At 75.6% G+C, this 1317-nt stretch carries 2 protein-coding genes; one reads left to right on the top strand and one right to left on the bottom strand.

Translation table 11 applies throughout. The features are described 5' to 3' along the window. Nucleotides 1–446, top strand: a 446-nt coding sequence (locus tag ABD308_RS27270) for a sugar phosphate isomerase/epimerase family protein (RefSeq protein ID WP_344339796.1), incomplete at its 5' end; no start/stop codon positions are given. A gap of 186 nt (nt 447–632) precedes the next feature. Here ABD308_RS27270 and ABD308_RS27265 read toward each other — a convergent pair. Beyond that, the coding region (locus ABD308_RS27265; protein ID WP_344339794.1) for a hypothetical protein at nt 633–1317 on the bottom strand (685 nt) is incomplete at its 5' end.

Here is a 1317-nt window from a genome sequence, read left to right as displayed (position 1 = left end):
CCGACGAACGGGCGGTCCGCAGGCTGCGCGCGGCGGCCCCGCGGGCGGCGGCCCTCGGCGTGCGGATCCTCGTCGAGACCCATGACTCGCACCGCGCCGGCGCCGCGCTGGCACCCCTGCTGCGCCGGGTGGGCCACCCCTCGGTCGGCGCGCTCTGGGACCTGCTGCACACCTGGCTGGCCGGCGAGACCCCGGCGCAGACCCACCGGGCGCTCGGCCCCCACCTGGGATACGTGCAGGTCAAGGACGTCGCCTCGGCGGACGACCTCACCCCGCTGCCACTGGGCGCGGGCGTCCTGCCGATCGCCGACTGCCTGCGCCTGCTGCCGCCCGCCGCCTGGGCGGCCTGGGAGTACGAGGCCCCCTGGCACCCGCGCGCCGCGCCCCTCGCCCCGCAGCTGGGCCCCGGGGCGCGGCACCTGTCCGCACTGCTCCCGGGCCGCTAGCCGGGGGCAGGTCCTCTCTTTCGGATCACGCCAGGCGGTCGCCGCCGGAGCACGCACGCCCCCAGCCTCCGGCCGGAAGGTACCCCCACCTCCGCATCGCCGATGCACACTCCCTCCTCGCCCGCCCACGGGCAGGAGGGGGTCCATCGACGACGCCCGCTGGTCCGACGTGATCCGGGAGAGGACCTATACGGCCTCGGGTCCCGGGCCGACCACGGCGCGCGACGGGTCGAGGAACTTGTCGAGGTAGGGGGACATCCGGAGATCCTGGTCGGCGGGCGCCGCCATCGCCGGGGCGGTGCCCAGGGCCGAGTAGGTCACGGTGACGGCCTTGCCCTCGCCGTCCTTGTCGCCGAACTCGCGGAACCGGACGAGTTCCTGCTCGGCGTTGAGCCAGAAGTCGAGGGTGAACGTTTCGCCGCTCTTCTTCAGGGCCGCTTCGACGTGGGGGCGGTGCTCCTCGGTGAGGCCGGGGATCGCGCCCAGCACGGTGGCGGCGTCCTCGACGGCGCGGTAGCGCGTGACCTCGGCACCGTCGATCGTCTCGGTCCCGACCACGCTGGGCCGGGCCGCCCGGGCCCGGGTCAACTGGTTCACCGGGTCCATCGCCATGGCCAGCTGCGGGTAGAAGGGCCGGCGCCACATGAGGAAGGGCGACTTCACCCAGAGGACCGGCTCACCCGCTCCCGCCGCGGCCTGCTCCGTGGGGCCCGTGTACGCCTCGTTGCCCACGACCCGGACCCTGATCCGCGAGTTCGGGGCGTCGGTCAGGTACTCGATGGCGGCCGGGCGGCTCGCCCAGTGGGCGAAGCCCGCCCCCGGCTCGGCCTCCAGGCCGTCCGGCGCGGACAGGGTGTACCGGGCGCCGCCG

The organism is Kitasatospora putterlickiae, assembly GCF_039527695.1.
In the GTDB taxonomy this organism is placed as follows: domain Bacteria; phylum Actinomycetota; class Actinomycetes; order Streptomycetales; family Streptomycetaceae; genus Kitasatospora; species Kitasatospora putterlickiae.
This window is presented reverse-complemented; position numbering and strand designations above follow the sequence as displayed.